The sequence below is a fragment of the Exiguobacterium sp. GL_137 genome (assembly GCF_057834585.1).
Genome location: NZ_CM174406.1, coordinates 2,495,623 through 2,513,494, shown reverse-complemented (window position 1 = coordinate 2,513,494; position 17,872 = coordinate 2,495,623). Strand labels below are relative to the sequence as shown.

At 46.4% G+C, this 17,872-nt stretch carries 18 protein-coding genes; 10 read left to right on the top strand and 8 right to left on the bottom strand.

Going from position 1 to position 17,872, the window contains the following annotated elements; translation table 11 throughout:
- Window positions 1-11: 11 nt before the first annotated feature.
- From AC3IRK_RS13145 to AC3IRK_RS13135, 3 genes are read right to left on the bottom strand one after another with little or no spacing between them, the layout of a single operon-like run.
- Window positions 12-359, bottom strand: a complete 348-nt coding sequence (locus AC3IRK_RS13145; RefSeq protein WP_131972264.1) for an iron-sulfur cluster biosynthesis family protein — start codon at window positions 357-359, stop codon at window positions 12-14.
- Between the two features lie 51 nt (window positions 360-410).
- Window positions 411-1,139 carry a TspO/MBR family protein gene (locus AC3IRK_RS13140; protein ID WP_012371394.1) on the bottom strand — a complete coding sequence of 243 codons (729 nt, stop codon included), beginning with the start codon at window positions 1,137-1,139 and terminating at the stop codon, window positions 411-413.
- Window positions 1,140-1,198: 59 nt separating this feature from the next.
- The gene (locus AC3IRK_RS13135; RefSeq protein WP_131972266.1) at window positions 1,199-2,044 is read right to left on the bottom strand and encodes a DegV family protein; all 846 of its coding nucleotides are present in this window, start codon (window positions 2,042-2,044) and stop codon (window positions 1,199-1,201) included.
- Window positions 2,045-2,230: 186 nt separating this feature from the next.
- On the opposite strand from AC3IRK_RS13135, the gene AC3IRK_RS13130 reads away from it, so the two are divergent.
- The 6 genes from AC3IRK_RS13130 to AC3IRK_RS13105 all read left to right on the top strand — a co-directional run bounded on the left by AC3IRK_RS13130 (window position 2,231) and on the right by AC3IRK_RS13105 (window position 7,214).
- Window positions 2,231-2,776: a helix-turn-helix domain-containing protein gene (locus AC3IRK_RS13130; protein WP_012371392.1), complete on the top strand. Its 546-nt coding sequence runs from the start codon at window positions 2,231-2,233 to the stop codon at window positions 2,774-2,776.
- Between the two features lie 13 nt (window positions 2,777-2,789).
- Window positions 2,790-3,887: an ABC transporter ATP-binding protein gene (locus AC3IRK_RS13125; protein WP_012371391.1), complete on the top strand. Its 1,098-nt coding sequence runs from the start codon at window positions 2,790-2,792 to the stop codon at window positions 3,885-3,887.
- Window positions 3,887-4,693 (top strand): ABC transporter permease, encoded by an 807-nt coding sequence (locus AC3IRK_RS13120; RefSeq protein ID WP_012371390.1) that lies wholly within the window; start codon window positions 3,887-3,889, stop codon window positions 4,691-4,693. Before AC3IRK_RS13125 ends, AC3IRK_RS13120 begins: the two co-directional genes overlap by 1 nt.
- On the top strand, window positions 4,690-5,493 hold the full coding sequence (locus AC3IRK_RS13115; protein ID WP_131502282.1) for an ABC transporter permease: 804 nt from the start codon (window positions 4,690-4,692) through the stop codon (window positions 5,491-5,493). Before AC3IRK_RS13120 ends, AC3IRK_RS13115 begins: the two co-directional genes overlap by 4 nt.
- Before the next feature lie 3 nt (window positions 5,494-5,496).
- Window positions 5,497-6,570, top strand: coding sequence for an ABC transporter substrate-binding protein (locus AC3IRK_RS13110; RefSeq protein WP_131972268.1), 1,074 nt, complete (start codon window positions 5,497-5,499; stop codon window positions 6,568-6,570).
- 134 nt (window positions 6,571-6,704) lie between these two features.
- Window positions 6,705-7,214 (top strand): hypothetical protein, encoded by a 510-nt coding sequence (locus AC3IRK_RS13105; protein ID WP_426354061.1) that lies wholly within the window; start codon window positions 6,705-6,707, stop codon window positions 7,212-7,214.
- Window positions 7,215-7,246: 32 nt separating this feature from the next.
- On the opposite strand, the gene AC3IRK_RS13100 is transcribed toward AC3IRK_RS13105, so the two are convergent.
- A complete protein-coding gene (locus AC3IRK_RS13100) occupies window positions 7,247-7,855 on the bottom strand; it encodes a YktB family protein (protein WP_131502279.1) in 609 nt (202 codons plus the stop codon).
- Window positions 7,856-7,983: 128 nt separating this feature from the next.
- Here AC3IRK_RS13100 and AC3IRK_RS13095 point away from each other — a divergent pair, with 128 nt between their 5' ends.
- Window positions 7,984-9,681 (top strand): GGDEF domain-containing protein, encoded by a 1,698-nt coding sequence (locus tag AC3IRK_RS13095; RefSeq protein ID WP_131972270.1) that lies wholly within the window; start codon window positions 7,984-7,986, stop codon window positions 9,679-9,681.
- Between the two features lie 205 nt (window positions 9,682-9,886).
- Here AC3IRK_RS13095 and AC3IRK_RS13090 read toward each other — a convergent pair whose 3' ends face one another.
- From AC3IRK_RS13090 to AC3IRK_RS13075, 4 genes are all read right to left on the bottom strand, one after another.
- The gene (locus AC3IRK_RS13090) at window positions 9,887-10,537 is read right to left on the bottom strand and encodes a homing endonuclease associated repeat-containing protein (protein ID WP_114595023.1); all 651 of its coding nucleotides are present in this window, start codon (window positions 10,535-10,537) and stop codon (window positions 9,887-9,889) included.
- 269 nt (window positions 10,538-10,806) lie between these two features.
- Window positions 10,807-12,456 (bottom strand): peptide ABC transporter substrate-binding protein, encoded by a 1,650-nt coding sequence (locus AC3IRK_RS13085; protein WP_131502276.1) that lies wholly within the window; start codon window positions 12,454-12,456, stop codon window positions 10,807-10,809.
- A gap of 326 nt (window positions 12,457-12,782) precedes the next feature.
- Window positions 12,783-13,232, bottom strand: a complete 450-nt coding sequence (gene bcp / locus AC3IRK_RS13080) for a thioredoxin-dependent thiol peroxidase (protein WP_131502275.1) — start codon at window positions 13,230-13,232, stop codon at window positions 12,783-12,785.
- 12 nt (window positions 13,233-13,244) lie between these two features.
- The gene (locus AC3IRK_RS13075; protein WP_489170060.1) at window positions 13,245-14,087 is read right to left on the bottom strand and encodes a hypothetical protein; all 843 of its coding nucleotides are present in this window, start codon (window positions 14,085-14,087) and stop codon (window positions 13,245-13,247) included.
- 114 nt (window positions 14,088-14,201) lie between these two features.
- On the opposite strand from AC3IRK_RS13075, the gene AC3IRK_RS13070 reads away from it, so the two are divergent.
- From AC3IRK_RS13070 to putP, 3 genes are all read left to right on the top strand, one after another.
- Entirely contained in the window at window positions 14,202-14,489 is a 288-nt protein-coding gene (locus tag AC3IRK_RS13070) for a HesB/YadR/YfhF family protein (RefSeq protein WP_012371380.1), read from the top strand.
- Between the two features lie 127 nt (window positions 14,490-14,616).
- On the top strand, window positions 14,617-16,161 hold the full coding sequence (gene pruA / locus AC3IRK_RS13065) for an L-glutamate gamma-semialdehyde dehydrogenase (protein ID WP_114595027.1): 1,545 nt from the start codon (window positions 14,617-14,619) through the stop codon (window positions 16,159-16,161).
- A gap of 72 nt (window positions 16,162-16,233) precedes the next feature.
- Window positions 16,234-17,745 (top strand): sodium/proline symporter PutP, encoded by a 1,512-nt coding sequence (putP, locus tag AC3IRK_RS13060; RefSeq protein WP_131502273.1) that lies wholly within the window; start codon window positions 16,234-16,236, stop codon window positions 17,743-17,745.
- Window positions 17,746-17,872 lie beyond the last annotated feature (127 nt).

The window sequence follows — 17,872 nt, the reverse complement described above, 5'->3', positions numbered from 1 at the left end:
TTTTTGTCGTCTTACCGGTTGGCTGTCAACTGGCAGCCGGTCTGATCGGTAACGAGGACGTTCGTATTGAAGTATTGACCATCACTTTTTAGAATCAATGATTTTTTCTCGGGATTGTAATCAAGCGTCATTTCCTGATCGAGAAAATGGCTCGACCACCGTTTAACGAGGACCGGTCCGACGTTTGAATCAATCGTCATATCTTCGTCCGCCGCCCCTTCGACGAGCCGGATGCTGAAGATGCCGGAGTTCCCGCAACCGCATCCTTCCGTATCATAATAAAGATGCAGTTGACCGGGAGTATCCCCGCGTAACTGGTCGATGCGTGCCAGAGCCGTTTCTGTAAATGTGATATGCATGACATTCACTCCTTTGACTTCATTATACGCCGAACCGGGCAGAAAATAACGTTAGTTGCTCACGCGCATTTGCCGGCGCATCCGGACGAGCAGGAAGACATATCCGGCAAGCAGGACGACGACACTTCCGAGAACAACTGTATCAACAAGCCCGTTATCCGACTGGAAGTTGATTGCAATGTAAGCCCAGACGAAGACGAGCGGATAAATCGGATCGCGGTTAAAGAACATGAACAACAAGGCGAGAACTACACCAACACCAAGCATGATCATCGTCCAACCGGCATCGCCGATTCCAAGCCATGAGTTGATGTTTTCGGTATCGATGGTCAAGAAGATATTGGCAATCGTCGCAACCGATACCCAACCGAGGTAAAGCGAGAACGGCAATTTAAAGCGTAAGGCTTTTGTCTCGCGGTCGATTTTTGAGTAAATCACGATCAGTGAAACGAGAAGACCGACGATGACGACGACCGACAGCGGGAATAACTTGTATGAGAACGTAACAATCCAACCGGCATTGAACAGACAACTGATCAAGAACCACGGTCCGATTTTTTTTGCGATATCATGTTCCTTGAATTTCGGAATCGTCTGCATGATCAACCAGACGAGCAAAACAAGATAGATAAGTCCCCAAATTGAGAAAGCATAACCTGCGGGTTTGAAATAGGTCATGATCGTGTCCGAAATCCGTCCTGTCTTTCCACCGTCAAGCGCATTGACAGCGATCGTAAAAACAAAACCAAGCCAGTTGAGCCAAATCCATTTGTTTTTCAATACAAAAACCTCCTTTAATCTCTAAAGGAGGTTTACCCGGATATTTGACTCTTTAGACATCAGCGTCGGCTCGTCGGATTTAAGAACGACATGCCGATGGCCGGATTACCGGTATGTGAACCGAGAACAGGCGTTAAGTTATCGATGCGAACTGTGACATCGAACCGCTTTTCGAGATTCGTTTTCCACTCGAACGCCAAATCGTAGGCAGTTGCATGGAATAATGAAACATCAGTGACCGTTCCGCTCTCAAGCATTTCAACGAGATGGTCATAAATCTTCCCATGCGCTTTCTTGAACGTTCGAACCGTCTGATACGGTACGATTTTCCCTTCTTCGAAATGAAACAGAGGCCGCAATTGAAGTAAGTTACCGACAAACGCCTTCGTCGAGGAAATGCGTCCGCCTGCCTGCAGCTGATCGAGGTTCGCGACCGTGAACTCGATATGATGATCGAAGCGGCGCTCTAAAATATACTGCTCGATCTCTGTGACTGCCATTCCATCTGCTGCGAGTTGCATCGCTTCCGCAAGCAATTGGCCCGCCGGATAGATGCCGCAACGGGAATCGATGGCAATCAACCGGAATCCGGCAATTTCAGCCCCTTGAACAGAAGCGTTATACGTCCCGCTCAGCTCGCTTGAAAGATGGATCGCAAAGCCGATATCATACTGCTCTTTTAACCGTTCATAGTGTTCCGTGAACGTACCGATCGACGGTTGGCTGGTCGTGACCTTATGTTTCGCATCGATCCATTGATAGACGGTCTCGGCCTCGACATCGACGCCGTCCGTAAAACTTTCACCATCCTTCATGACGAGAAGAGGGACGACGGTCAAGTCTTCGTGCTGAGAAATCGAATCGGGCAAAATCGTCGTACTGTCTGTAATCCATGCAATCTTCATGCTGTTTCCTCCTTATTTTAGTACCTGGTATTAATTGTAGTTGTAAGCGTTATCGCTGTCAAATGAACCCTTAAATTTTTGAAACATTTTAGTTGATTAACTGGCCCAATACGCTATAATCGGTACGTGATTAGTAAACTTGAAGTCGTCTTATACTAAACTGTTATTTGGAAAGGAGGGCGCGGATTGCGGACGATCGGAAACAAAATCAAAAATCTGCGTCTTCAAAAAGGCTTGACGCAAGAGGAGCTTGGCGAACGGACGGATTTAAGTAAAGGATACATCTCGCAAATCGAACGTGAGATCAGTTCACCGTCGATTGAGACGCTGTTCAGTCTTTTGGAAGTACTCGGCATCTCGGCAAAGGATTTCTTTGATGAAGACACATTAAATCAAAAGGTCGTTTATTCGCAAAAAGATGTCACGCGTTATGAGGACCCGGAACAAGGGTATCATGTGACATGGCTGATTCCGGAATCGAATGAAAAGGAAATGGAGCCTGTCTTACTGCGATTGGCACCGGGCGGACACTTTAAAGCATACGAACCGTCCGGATCGGAAACGTTCGTCTATGTACTTGAAGGGGCGGTCACGTTGAAGCTTGGCCGGGAATCATTCGTGGCGACGCAAGGCGAGACGCTCTATTATAAAGCTTCAGAAATTCATCAGTTACGAAATGATTCAAAGGCGGAAACGAAAGTACTCGTGACGGCCACGGATTCGTACTTATAAGGAGGAATAAGATTTGGCAGACAACAATACGATCATTCAATTTACAGACGTGACAAAACGTTTTGACGATCAGACGGTTCTTGAACGCGTCAGTTTTGAAATTGAACGTGGAAAATTTTATACGCTGCTCGGACCATCCGGTTGCGGGAAAACGACGGTTTTACGGCTGATTGCCGGGTTCACCGAAGCGACGGAAGGCGATATTCTGTTCAATGGAAAACGGATCAACGATGTTCCCGCCAACAAACGGCAGGTCAACACGGTCTTTCAGGATTATGCGTTGTTCCCGCACCTCAACGTCTTTGAGAACATCGCGTTCGGATTGCGGATCAAAAAGATGAAAGACGCGGAAATCAAGACACGTGTGCTCGATGCGTTAAAGTTCGTCAACTTATCCGGATACGAAAACCGTGAAATCACGGAGATGTCAGGCGGACAGCGCCAGCGTGTCGCTATCGCCCGGGCGATCGTCAACGAACCGGAAGTCATCTTACTGGATGAACCGTTATCGGCACTCGATCTGAAACTCCGGACGGAAATGCAGTATGAGCTGCGTGATTTACAGCGTCGTCTCGGGATTACGTTCATTTTCGTCACGCACGATCAGGAAGAGGCACTGGCGATGTCGGACGAAATCTTTGTCCTCAATCACGGTCTGATTCAGCAGTCGGGTACACCAACGGATATTTATGACGAACCGATCAACCGTTTCGTCGCTGATTTCATCGGGGAATCGAATATCATCCCGGGACGGATGTTGATGGATTACCGGGTCTCGTTCGCAGAAAAAGAATTTGAATGTGTCGACCGCGGTCTCGAATTAAATGAACCGGTCGAAATCGTCATCCGTCCGGAAGACTTGGAAATCACCAGCGTCGCCCAAGGGAAGTTGCGCGTGACCGTCGATTCCCAGCTGTTCCGCGGTGTTCACTATGAGATTGCCTGCATGGATGAAGTCGGAAACGAATGGCTCGTCCACAGTACGAAAAAAGCGACGGTTGGGGAACAGATCGGCTTGACGTTTGATCCGGAAGCGATTCACGTCATGCGTCTGAATGAGACGGAAGAGGAATTCGACAAACGACTTGAGTCCTACGATGGGGTGCTGTGATGCAGAAGACACGTAACTGGTACCTGATTCCGTATAGTTTCTGGATTGCGTTGTTCGTCATTGCGCCGATCGTCCTCGTCGTCTATTATTCGTTTCTCGATCTCGAAGGACATTTCTCACTCGTCAACTACCAGAAGTTCTTCACCTCGACGTATCTGACGATGACGCTCAGCTCGTTTTGGTATGCCTTTTTGATCACACTGTTTTCACTGGCAATTGGTTATCCGACCGCCTATCTGCTGACGAAAACAAAGCATAAACAATTGTGGCTGCTGTTGATCATCTTGCCGACCTGGATCAACCTGCTCTTAAAAGCCTATGCTTTCATCGGTCTGTTCAGCACATACGGATGGGCGAACCAGACGTTGGAAGCGATCGGAATCGGCCGGAAACAGATCTTGTTCACGGACTTCAGTTTTGTGTTCGTTTCCGTCTACATCTTCATTCCGTTCATGATCCTGCCGATCTTTAACGCGATTGAAAAATTGAATCCGTCACTTGTGTTTGCGGCCCGCGATCTCGGGGCTTCGAATTTCATGACGTTCCGTCGTGTCGTCTTTCCATTGACGCTTGACGGAGTTAAATCGGGCTGTCAGCTCGTCTTCATTCCGGCGCTGTCGTTATTCATGATTACACGTCTGATTGCCGGGAACCGGGTCATCACGCTCGGAACAGCGATTGAACAACAGTTTCTTGTCACGCAAAACTGGGGAATGGGCGCGACGATTGCCGTCTTCCTGATTATTGCGATGGCAATCATTCTGGCATTAACGAGTACGAAACGGAAGAAAGGGGCGACGACATGATGAAACGATTAAAATTAGCAAATCTGTACTTGATCGGGGTCTTCATCATCTTGTACGCACCGATTCTTTATCTGGCTTTCTACTCGTTCAACAGTGCCGATAACATGACGAATTTTGATTCCTTCACGTGGGATTGGTATAAGGAAGTCTTTCAGGATTCCCGTCTCTTGATCATCGTCTTAAATACGCTGGTCATCGCGCTCCTGTCCGCTGCAATCTCGACGATCATCGGTGTCCTCGGGGCCATCGGGATTCAAGCGGTCCGCAAAAAACGGGTCGAGACCTCTCTGTTGACGCTGAACAGCATCCTGATCGTCAGTCCCGACGTCATCATCGGTGCGTCGTTCCTGATCTTTTTCACGATGCTCGGCATTCAACTCGGCTTCACCTCGGTCCTGTTGTCACATATCGCGTTTTCCGTCCCGATTGTCGTCATTTTAGTCCTGCCGAAACTGCAGGAAATGAGTCCGACACTCGTCGATGCGGCACGTGACTTGGGAGCGAGCCGACTCGATGTTCTGACGAAAGTCATCTTGCCGTACATCACACCCGGCATCTTCGCCGGCTTCTTCACAGCATTGACGTATTCACTGGATGATTTTGCGGTGACGTTTTTCGTCACGGGGAATGGATTTACGACGTTGTCCGTTGAAATCTATTCGCTTGCCCGCCAAGGAATTTCGATGAAAATCAATGCCTTGTCGACCGTGATTTTCCTGTTTACGTTCTTACTCGTCATCGGCTACTACTTCCTGAACCAACGTTCTGCCATGAAGCTGTCCCGACCGGAGGTGAAATAAGCGATGAAAAAGCTCATTCAATTATTTGTCGCAATTTTTTTGATATCCGGTATCATCTTGTTTGCTTTGAACCGGTTGAATGCAACACAAGGGTATTCCGGAAAAAACGTTTTGAACATTTATAACTGGGGCGACTACATCGATCCGGAATTGATTGATCAGTTCGAAAAGGAATCCGGCATCAAAGTCGTCTATCAAACGTTTGATTCGAACGAAGCGATGTTGACGAAAATCGAACAGGGCGGAACGACGTATGATATCGCCGTCCCTTCCGATTATGCAATCGCGAAGATGATCGAAGAAGATTTAGTCGTCCCGATTGATCAGAAAAAAATTCCAAATCTGAAAAATATCGACCCGCGGTTCCTCGATTTATCGTTTGATCCGGGCAACAAGTACTCGATCCCTTATTTTTGGGGGACGGTCGGAATCGTCTACAATCAAAAATTGATTGACGGAAAGAAACCGACCAGTTGGAAGGACTTGTGGGATCCGGCGCTGAAAAATCAAATTCTTCTCGCAGACGGTGCACGTGAAGTAATGGGGATGAGTCTGAACAGTCTCGGTTATTCCTTAAACGAGACCGATGAAACCAAACTGCAGAAAGCGAAAGCGAACCTGATGGATCTGACACCGAACGTCAAGGCGATTGTCGGTGATGAAATCAAGTTGTTGCTTGCAAACGAAGAAGCAGGGATTGGTGTCGTCTGGTCCGGTGATGCCAATGAAATCATGAGTGAAAATGAAAATTTGAACTACGTGATTCCAAAGGAAGGATCGAACGTCTGGTTCGATAACATCGTCATTCCGAAAACGGCTAAAAATGTAAAAGGTGCCCATGAATTCATCAACTTCATGTTGGATCCGAAAAATGCCGCCAAAAATGCGGACTATGTCGGATACTCGACACCAAACGAAGCGGCTTTGAAATTGCTCGATCGTGACGTGCGGGAAGACAAACGTTTTTATCCGGATAAACAGGTCACGGATACACTCGAAGTATATGAAAACTTAGGTAAGGAAATGCTCGCTCATTATAATGAACTATTTTTAGAGTTCAAAATGCATAAGAAATAACAAGAAAAGTTGTTGCCCGGACGGGTAACAACTTTTTTTTGAAATATTTTTTAAAGAAATGTATTTAAAGTGAATATTATTTCTAAAATGGGGGAATGAGATATTTATCAAAGCATTTCAAGGGGGAGCACATCATGAAACAATTTTTCGGACTTATTTTAACTGCTGCACTTACCATGAGCCTTGTCTCAGGTCCTTCATATAACGAATCTGCCGAGGCAGCGAAGCCGACGGATGTCGATTGGCTGAAACAAGTCAAAACGACCGCTGCAAAAGCCAAGTCACTTGATGGAAAAGTAACATTAGAAAAAACAACATTAGCCCAAGTACATAGCGCGTACAAAGGGGAAAAAAATTCAACGTGGTGTCAGAGCGGTAAAGGACTGGTCGCGCCAAACAAAGCCATTCATTATTGCTCGACATTCGGTGTTCCTGATCGCAAAGCCAAAGTCTCTGCCATCGTTTACAATCCGAAAATGATCGACCGGACGATTACCGTCAAAGAAGTTAAAAAAGCGTACTCGACTGCGAAACTCGATAAAACCTTTAACTTGATGACCATTTCAACAAAAGAGGTCAACATTTATCTAAATTTAAATTCTGACCGTACACAAGTCATGTCAATTCTAGTAAAATATAACTAACGAATAAAGGATGACCTTTTAGGCCATCCTTTTTATTGAATTTTTTTATAGATTGGTACGAGTTGTTCGTAGGTATTTCGAATCAATTTTACTAAATCCTCGTGCGACATCGTACTGACTTCTTCCGCAGATACATGACGGCCGACTAAGAATTCTGCTTTCTTGACATCGCGGAACCGAACGAGTCCTTGTTCTAGACTGTTCTCGTCAATCCGTTGTGCCTCTTTCTTCATATGATCGTAAGAAACAACAAAATCGGACGGCAGTGCATGCAACAGCTCCTGGTGATCCAGTAGTTTAGCAGCGTACTGTGATTTATTCGGAAGTTCGTAAATGTAAGCGAGCCAGATGAACAGATGATCATCAAATAAGCCGACTTGGAAATGCGGATGTTTTTTGTATCCGCGTTTGTTCGGGGAAAAAGCCATCCATGTGTCCTTCGGTGGATTTACTTTCCGGCGGGCATGCTGTGCAATATGCACATACATATCTTCTGCCAGATGGACCGTTAAATCCGGTGATACTTCTTGCCCGATTTGTTTGAAGACAGGTTGAATCCGTTCCCGGATCGCGTCCATCCGTTGTTCCAGTCCTTCAATCTCAAATGTATCAAATGCTTCTTTCGTAAAATGTGTAGTCACTGATTTATCACCTCTATTGCTAGTGTAACAAATCAAAGCATTAAAAATAGACCTCAATGCTCAAATGAGTGATAATCAGATTTTGTTTTCCATATATATACAAAATGTGTTAGGAAGGGGAAGTCAACATGCGTCGCTTTCAACAATATCTCCTTCGAAGCTGGATTGTATTTTTTCTTGTCGTCATCGGAATCGATTTACTGGCGAAATCAAGAGACTACAGCCTCAGCATCGACTTTTTTACGTTCACGCTTGTTGTTGCACTCTCCACGATCTTTGTCGTCGATCCGGTCCGCAGAAGACATATGAGCTTTACGTTCCATTTCGGATTCGTGTTATTTACGTTTTTGACGTATGGATTGTTGTCTGCCGTCTGTGTCGGACAATTGACGATGTTGATCTATCAATTGCGGACGTTCCACACAGCGATTGGCCGCCGGCGTATGCTACATAACTATCCGTTTAATGTCACGCTCGAGCTGTTATTGATTTTACCTGCGGGACTCGCTTACAACGCGTTAGGTGGAACGCACGGGAACGACTTCGCGTTAATCGGAAACATCGGACCGTTACTCGTCATGGTCTTGATTTTATGGCTCGTTTTACTGTTCCAGTATAAGTTATCGAATTTTTTACTCGGTGAAAACATTCCAAGCAGTGTCATGCTACCGTTGCTTCGGTTCGAGGCGGTCGTCATTGCTGCCGAATTGTTATTCGGGATTTTCAGTACATTGATGGTTCAAAACAACGGGAACAGCGGTCTTGTCATGACGGCCTTTGCGCTGTTCATCATCAAACGGTCGCTTGGCAGTTCCGTCCATGCCAGTGACCGGATCGAGCACTGGGAGCAAATTGAACGATTAAAAGAAGCGGCCTGGAAAGATGGCGATGCCCAGTTCATCATTGAACGGTATTTACGTCAGTTGAACCATTTTGTTCGTCCGGACATCGCCTGGATTAAATTTGATTTCGGTGAAGGGAATTCGATTTATTATTCGTTGAAAGATGGTCGGAAGTTAAAGGCGGACCATGTCCGTGGGATCATCATTGAAGAAATCATTGAAGAAAAAGACGAAGTTTTGCTGTACGGCATGCAACAGGAGTGGGACATCCGTTTATATGATTGTGTCCCGGAAGAAACCCAATCGATTCTGTTCATCCAACCGGAAGCGACGGAAAAAATCAATTGCTCCTTATTCTTGGCTTCTGAAGCAAGCGGAGAGTTCACAAAAGACTTTGGGTATGAGCTGTACCGGGCTTTACGGGTCCTTTCGTGGGCAGTCGAACGGGCACAGGAACGGGAACGTCTGTTGACGGACAGCCGGACAGATGCGATGACGAAATTGCCAAACTACCGGGCGTTACAGGAATGGGGCGACCGCCGGATTCGGCAACGTGATTTATATCCATTCTCTGCCTTGATGATCGATTTGGATCATTTTAAACAAATCAATGATACGTATGGACATGAGGTCGGGGATGTCGTCCTGTTTGAAGTCGCTAAACTGTTGATGCAGGCGACACGGATCACCGATCTCGTCGCCCGGTATGGTGGTGAAGAATTCGTCGTCTTGTTACCGAACACGGATCTGGAATCAGCCCAAATCGTAGCAGAGCGGATTCGCGAGACGTTACATGCGAATCCTATTCAAGTGGAAGCGGATTCGTTAACGATTACGGCAAGTATCGGTGTCGATACGTTAAACGAGTTGGGCGATTTAGCAAGTCTGATCCGCAACGCCGACCGCGCGATGTATATCGGTGCGAAGTTCCAAGGACGTGACCGTGTCGCATCCTACCAGGAATGGAAAGAACGTGTTGTCTAACTTTCACTGCAAGAACCGTTGACGTTGTCAGCGGTTTTTTTGACGCCTTAGCGACTGATAGAGCGTGTCGAGAGTAGTGAGGAGGGGGCTGTCGAAAAGCTGTCTGAGGCGTCAAATCGTACGAAAAAAGCCTCGTTCTGCAAGAGAAGGAGGCTCGGCTATAACGTATAAGGGATGGAATATAAGAAAAAAGATGAAGGCTGGATTACTGGGCCTGTTGGTTGCTGATGCGGATTTCACTTTCGATGGCATGAATGGCAGCAGACCAGGAACCGTAACGGTGTAACAAGGCTTTCGTCGATGGTTTATTGTTTCGTTTCGCCCACTCGCGGTACGCTTCAAATGAAAGCGAGAAACCGACTTCCTCGATGGCTTGACGGAGTGAAGCGGCAAGTTCTGCTTTGGAATACGTGACACTGGCTTCTAATCCGGCAGCTGTACAGGCATCATGCCAAGATCCGAACATCTTTACGATATGATAATGACTCGGAGCATGATGAACCGATTTTCGCCAGATTTGATATTTTTTTAAGGTGATGGTTGATCCAACATCCTGGGCATACCGGTGAAACGACTTCAGGATTTCATCTTTGGTATATTTCGGAGCGCGCTCGAGTTCTTCCGGCTGCTGATCGATATGCCACTCGTAACCGGCTGCTGATAAAGCTTCCGGCCAGGAACCGAACTGACGAATGATGGTCTCCGGTTGCGGCCAGCCATGTTCGATGGCATAACGACGATAAATCGTCCGACGGGGACGATCCTGAATGAGTTCGCCTAAGGCTTGGATGGCTTGAATCATTTCAAGCTGTTCTTCCGTCCACGTTTGCTGACTCGTAAGTACACGTTGTTTCAAGGGTGAGTCCTCCTTCCTAATAAATCATAATTTTTGAGGCAAAAGTCCTCTGTATAGAATATATCGGCACATTTCCATTAATTATGAATAATTACCGTGAAATATTGTAAATAAAGTGAAAATCGTTCTTCTGCTAAGTATAAATCGAAGCAATTCAAATGAAAACAGAATGTTACCAATTTTTAATGAACAGGATAAAAACAGTACATTTGTCTCATATGGAAAAAAAGACCAGACCCGCATGGAGCGAGACTGGTCTTAAGTCATACTTATTTTCCTTCGATATACGTCCATTTGAACGAAGTATCCGCACCGACTTTGTGGTTAACGATTCCTTTAACGTAAGGCTTACGTAAGAGGGAAGCACCGCGTTGGTACATAACGGAGATAGCTTGATCGTCTTCAAGTAAGATTTTCTCAGCGTCTTTCAGTGACTGCCAACGTTTTGCAGCATCTGTTTCTTTCATCGCCGACTTGATGAGGGAGTCATACTTGTCGCTTGAGTAACCACCACGGTTGTACGGTCCGCCAGTCATCCACATGTCGAGGAATGTCATTGGATCCTGGTAGTCAGGGCCCCATCCTGCGAATGAAAGTTCGAACTGACCTTTAGACTCGAGATCCAATTTGTTTTTGAACGGTTGTTGTTTGATCGTCACTTCAAGACCTGGAAGGTTTTTCTCCCACTCGCCTTTGAGGTACTCGGAGATTTTCTTCGAGTTGTCGTCATCGTATGAAAGAAGCTCAAGCTTGACGGATTTTTTGCCGATATCTTTGAGGCCTTTTTCAAACGAAGATTTAGCTGACGAAGCATCAAACGATCCGAATCCTTCGTTGCCGTCACGGAAGTCTTTTCCGTCCGGACCTTTAGCAAATTCTTTTGGTACATAGTAGTAAGCAGGGATCGATCCGTTGTTTAAGAGGACTTTCGCCATCTGCTCTTTGTCATACCCGGAATCGATTGCTTTACGGATGTCTTTGTTTTTAAGCAGTTCGTTCTTGAAGTTCATTTGGATGTAGTACATCGAAGCGTCAAGACGTGTATCGAAGTCTTCGCTGTCTTTGTACTGATCGACGAATTCACTTGTCAGACCGACTGTATCGATGTCACCTTTTTCATACAGGTTGACGGCAGTCGAGACTTCTTTAACGACCTTGTAGTTGACTTCTTCCAGTTTGACCGTATCAGCATCCCAGTACTGGTCGTTTTTCTTGTAGCTCCAGCCGACTTCTGTTTTCCAGTCCGTCAGTTGGAACGGTCCGTTGTAGAGAAAGTTCTCTGGATTTGTTGCGAAATCTTTTCCTTTTTCTTCAACGAATTCCTGTTTCAGCGGCATGAATGAACCGAAGCCAGTCAACGCTTTGAAGTACTCGGCCGGTTGTGTCAGTTTGACTTCGAGTGTCTTGTCGTCAACCGCTTTGACACCAACGTCAGCCGGTTTTCCTTTTCCTGTGTTGTAGGCTTCAGCACCATCGATGATATACATGATGTATGCATATTGCGATCCACTTTTCGGATCAAGGACACGTTTCCAAGCATATTCGAAGTCTTTTGCCGTGACGTCACTGCCGTCCGACCATTTCGAATCACGTAGTTTGAATGTGTATGTAAGACCATCTTCAGAGACGTCTACACTCTCAGCAACACCAGGTGTCGGCTCTTGTTTGTCATCAAGTCGGAAAAGACCTTCCTGTACGTTATTTAAGACCGTGAATGAAACCGAGTCCGTTGCGACCGTCGGGCTGAGTGCCGGGATGTCGGAACCGCTTGTCAGGTTGAGGACTTGTTTGTCCGACGCCTTTTTCGTGTCTGTCGATCCTGAAGTATCTTTTGAATCATCTGTCGATGAACAAGCAGCAAGGCTTGATCCGGCGATAGCTAGGGCGCCAACGAGTGCAAGTGTTTTTTTCGTCTTCATAATAATAAGTTCCCTCCCAAGAATGAATATATATGATTGAAAAATGAGTACCGATTAGAATAGCGATCCGGTGTCCTATTAAAAAAATAAGAGGGGTCATCGCCTTTTATTTTGTTGAAGGAAAGCACCGGATCAACTTGTTACCAATAATAAATACAATATTCAGAAAAATCAATAGATTATTTTCAGATTATTTCAAATTTATTAAAATTTCGTGTAATATCAACGTTTTTTTTGTAAAAATAATTTTTGGGAAGGATAATATTGGGAGGTAAAAATGATTCCAAAATTAAAACACGCACATAAAATGGCGTGTTTTAATTCGATCAGTTCAGTTGTTCGAGGAAGGAAAGTGCTTCTGTGACGTGGTCTTTGACTTTAACGGAACGCCATTCCTGAATCAATTCGCCGGATTCATTGATTAAAAAAGTGGAACGTACGATTCCATAATATTCCTTTCCATAATTTTTCTTCAGTTGCCAAACCCCGTATTGCTCACAGACGGTATGGTCGACGTCAGACAATAATTCGAATGGAAGTTCGTATTTTGAGATAAAATTCTGGTGACGCTTCTGACTGTCAGCGGAAATACCGAGGATGACCGTGTTCTTCGCAGCGAAGGCTGCGGAAGCATCCCGGAAGTCGCAGGCTTCCGTCGTACAACCGGGGGTCGAGTCTTTTGGATAAAAGTAGACGATCACTTTTTTTCCGCGGTAATCACTTAATGTAATCGGCTCTCCCTGTGCATTCGGCAGTGTAAAATCAAGTGTGCTCATGAATGGTCCTCCTCAACCCAGTTCCATGTTCAACTGGTCAGCATATTTTTCGAGTTTCTTCTGCAGACTTTCCTTTAACGGATCTAGCGCAATCAGGTATTTTTCGTAATCGGTCCCGGCCTTGGCTGTCTTCAGCAGCAAGGTCTGTTCCTCGCGGTACCAGTCGGCATAATCTTCATAATACTTGACGAGCGTCTCCGGATTACCTTTGTTACCAAGGGCAGGACCGTAAATCATCAGGATGTTGCTGTTCATCTCGAGCGCCATGTAGTCCGTCTGGGCATTGACCCGCGTGAAAACTTCATCCTGCTCGTCTTCCTTCGTGTTGCCGACCGCTTCCGCCGCTTTCGCGTTGACGCCGTACTCGTCGGCATTAAAGGATTCGAACAGGGAGGCGAGGGTCGTAAAGACTTCAGGGTCAAATTTCGTCGGGACGATGACGATTTTCCATTCACCGTCCTGTTTCAATAACAGTTTTGAAGCACGGTTCGGTAAGGGAGACCCGTCCTCATCGTTAAATTCATGGATGATATAGGCGACATCACCTTCCTGAAAGCTTTTGACGACCTTACCCGGCCGGATGTTTAAATTGTTAGCACCGAGCATGGCAGGACGGAGTAATTTTCCATCACCGGTATATTCAATCCGGGCAAGTGCCTTGGCGTCAGCCGTACCCGATTGTCCAACGGTTTGTTGATACGTCTTGTAGACGTCAAGAACGTCATGACCTGCCTGCTTCGTTTGTTTCGTTTCCGTTGACTTCGGGGATTCAGTATCAGTAGACGGTGCAGCATCATTTCCGCACCCTGCAAGGATGATACCCGTTGACACGAGTACCGTCAGTAATCGTTTCATATTTTCAGTTCCTCCTATATAAACAACATCAATCATCTATGTCTTCACCATACAGGAAATTCGCTTTTTTGAGTAGGAAATAGGTACATTATCACAAAGGAGAGTGGGTTCAACATGAAAATTCACGTAACAGACGAAGCATTACAGTATTTCAAAGAAGAAATGGAAGCAAAAGAAGGCGATACAATCCGCTTTTTCGCTAAATACGGTGGATCAACCGATTTGACGCAAGGGTTTTCGGTCGGCGTACACATGGAGACCGTCGACCGGGCAGCGGTTGAAGAAACCGTCGACGGGATTCATTTCGTCGTCTCGGATCAGGATGACTGGCTGTTCCAGGGGCAGGATGTCGAAGTATCTGTTCAAAATGAAGAGATCGTCTTCTCGCAGGCCAAGCAATGAATCGCAAATGAAGAGGGCCTCCACGGTCTTCTTCATTTTTTTGTCCAGAATAATTGTAAGCGGCGACATGCTTCTGTACAATGGAGAATGTAAGCGATTAAAAGCAAGTATAAAAGGGGGAATAGAGATGATTCCGTACAAACACGAACCATTCACGGACTTCTCACAGGAAGCAAACAAGAAAGCGTTCGAAGAGGCGCTTGAACTTGTATCGAAAGAGCTTGGGAAAGATTATCCGCTCGTCATCGGGGGAGAACGTGTGACGACAGAGGACAAAATCGTTTCTGTCAATCCGGCAAACAAAGAAGAAATCGTCGGACGCGTTTCGAAAGCGACACAAGCACACGCTGAAGATGCAATGCAAGCGGCAGTCAAAGCATTTGAGACGTGGAAATTCGTCAATCCGAGTGTTCGTGCGGACGTCTTATTCAAAGCGGCAAACATCATTCGCAAACGCAAACATGAATTCTCGGCTTATCTCGTTAAAGAAGCAGGTAAACCATGGAACGAAGCGGATGCGGATACAGCAGAAGCAATCGACTTCCTCGAATACTATGCGCGTCAGATGCTCGTACTAAAAGAAGGTAAAAAAGTCGAGAGCCGTCCGGGTGAATACAACCGGTACGACTACATTCCACTGGGTGTCGGTGTCATCATCTCACCATGGAACTTCCCGCTTGCCATCATGGCAGGAACAGCGGTTGCTGCGATCGTGGCAGGTAACCCGATCCTCTTGAAACCAGCATCGACGACACCGGTCGTCGCTGCCAAATTCGTTGAAGTCATGGAACAAGCTGGTCTTCCGGCCGGCGTCTTGAACTTCATTCCGGGACCAGGTGCAGAAGTCGGCGATTACCTCGTCGATCACCCGAAAACACGTTTCATCAGCTTCACGGGTTCACGTGATGTCGGCCTCCGTATTAACGAACGGGCTTCTAAATTGAACGACGGTCAAATCTGGCTCAAACGCGTTATCGCGGAAATGGGCGGAAAAGATACAATGGTTATCGATGAGTCAGCTGATCTTGACTACGCAGCAGACATGATCACAAAAGCGGCATTCGGTTTCTCAGGACAAAAATGTTCAGCTTGTTCACGTGTCGTCGCACTTGATTCGGTTTATGACGAATTGCTCGCAAAAGTCGTCGAAAACACAAACAAACTTAGTATCGGTAACCCGGTCGACGTGACGAACAACGTAGGACCTGTCATCGATGCAGCAGCTTTCAAAAAAATCACATCGTACTTCGATGTCGCAAAACAAGAAGGACGGATTGCAGCGGGTGGTACGGCGGATGATTCGACAGGATACTTCGTCTCGCCGACAATCGTCGCTGACGTTCAACCGACTGACCGCTTGATGCAGGAAGAAATCTTCGGACCGGTCGTTGCCTTCACAAAAGCAAAAGACTTCAAAGAAGCAATCGATATCGCCAACAACACGGAATATGGTTTGACAGGTGCTGTCATCACTCAGGATCGTACGAACCAGGAATACGCACGTGCGAACTTCCATGTCGGTAACTTGTACTTCAACCGTGGTTGCACAGGGGCAATCGTTGGATACCAACCGTTTGGCGGATTCAACATGTCAGGAACGGATTCAAAAGCAGGCGGACCGGATTACTTGACTTTACACCTTCAAGCAAAAACTACTTCTGAAATGTTCTAAAATGATGTTTAATAGATGAAACGGGTATGCGACCTGCATACCCGTTTTTCTTTAGAAAAGGGGGAGCACGAGATGAACGGAATGTGGTTCGCGATTTTGTTGTATCTGGGTTTGATGGTCATACTAGGCGTCGTCGCGTATTATCGGACAAAAAACATGAACGATTATATGCTTGGAGGACGAACGATCGGACCGGTCGTCACAGCGCTCTCAGCCGGAGCGAGTGATATGAGTGGATGGTTATTGATGGGATTACCAGGCGCTATGTTTGCAACTGGTCTGTCCAGTGGATGGATTGTCATCGGGTTACTACTCGGTGCGTATGCCAACTGGTTGCTAGTTGCACCACGTTTACGTGCTTATACGGCGCATGCCGGGGATGCGATTACGATTCCCGACTACTTTGAAAAGCGGTTCCACGATAAAAGTGGTGTCCTGCGTACAGTTTCAGCTGGAGTTATCTTAATATTCTTTATAATGTACGCTTCAAGTGGTTTTGTCGCCGGCGGTCGTTTGTTTGAATCGGTCTTCGGACTCGAGTATACAACCGGCTTATGGATTTTGGCAGGTGTCGTCATCGCGTATGTATTCCTCGGTGGTTTCCTCGCAGTCAGTTGGACGGACGTCGTCCAAGGAATGATCATGGTCATCGCCTTGCTGATCGTCCCAGCCGTTACGCTTGCGCTCAGCGGCGGGATTAATGAGACGCTTGAGACGATCCGTTCGACAGATGGTTCGAAACTTGAACTGTTCAAAGGAACGACTGTGATCGGTATCGTTTCCCTGCTTGCCTGGGGACTTGGTTACTTTGGTCAACCGCACATCATCGTCCGTTTTATGGCGATTCGAAACTTGCATGAAATGAAAGCGGCTCGTCGGGTCGGGATGATCTGGATGACGTTTTCGATTGTCGGGGCAATGGTAACCGGACTATTCGGATACGCTTATTTCACGCAACAAGGTGGAAAACTCGAAAATCCAGAGAACGTCTTCATTCAACTGTCACGTGATCTGTTCCCGGGGTTTATCACGGGATTATTACTGGCGGCATTGCTCGCTGCCATCATGTCAACGATTTCGACGCAGCTGCTTGTGTCATCGAGTGCCGCAACTAATGATTTCTATCAGCGTTTCCTGAAACGAAATGCGTCAGATAAAGAGTTGATGGTCATGGGACGGATCATGGTTCTCGTCGTCGCACTCCTTGCAATTGCCTTATCATTTGGTGCTCAAAAATCCATTCTGACACTTGTAGGATATGCGTGGGCCGGATTCGGCGCTGCATTTGGACCGGTCGTCTTGTTCAGTTTATTATGGCGCCGGATGAACAAACATGGTGCTCTTGCCTCGATGATTACAGGAACAGTCGTCGTCATCGTCTGGATTTTGGTGAAGGTGTATGTCAAAGATCTTCCGTTTTATATCTCGGAGATGTATGAAATGATTCCTGCATTCATCGCTTCCACCGTCGCACTTGTTGTCGGCAGTCTCTTGACGAAAGCACCGAGTCAAGCGATGTATGATGAATTCGATGAAGTACAAGCTCAACTCAAAGGAGCAGAACAACAACGGAAAGTCGTATGATGATAACGAAAAGAATGTCCGGTGCCTCGTGCGCCGGACATTCTTTTTATATAGAAGAAACTAACTAAGTGAACATATCTTTACGTAAAACATATATGTTGCCTATACGCAAAAAAAGCGTATACTA